The sequence below is a fragment of the Vibrio sp. T13N genome (genome assembly GCF_032970445.1).
GTDB lineage: Bacteria > Pseudomonadota > Gammaproteobacteria > Enterobacterales > Vibrionaceae > Vibrio > Vibrio diabolicus.
Genome location: NZ_JAWJYE010000074.1, coordinates 1 through 316, shown reverse-complemented (window position 1 = coordinate 316; position 316 = coordinate 1). Strand labels below are relative to the sequence as shown.

General features: G+C 47.6%; 2 tRNA genes. Both read right to left on the bottom strand.

What is annotated here, in order from left to right:
• Window positions 1–52 precede the first annotated feature (52 nt).
• Window positions 53–137 (bottom strand) — tRNA-Tyr (locus R2S67_RS22880).
• Between the two features lie 84 nt (window positions 138–221).
• Window positions 222–306 (bottom strand) — tRNA-Tyr (locus R2S67_RS22875).
• Window positions 307–316: the final 10 nt, after the last annotated feature.

Below are 316 nucleotides of genomic sequence, written 5' to 3'. Positions count from 1 at the left end.
ACCTAGCTTCCAAGTTGTTCTTATGTTTAAAGGAAAAACACAAGAAAGAATATGGTGGAGGGGGACGGATTCGAACCATCGAAGGCAGTGCCGGCAGATTTACAGTCTGCTCCCTTTGGCCACTCGGGAACCCCTCCAGGGTGTTTTATACTTRAAARWTAGTTTCCCAACCTAGYTTCCAAGTTGTTCTTATGTTYAAAGGAAAAACACAAGAAAGAATATGGTGGAGGGGGACGGATTCGAACCATCGAAGGCAGTGCCGGCAGATTTACAGTCTGCTCCCTTTGGCCACTCGGGAACCCCTCCAGGGTGTTTT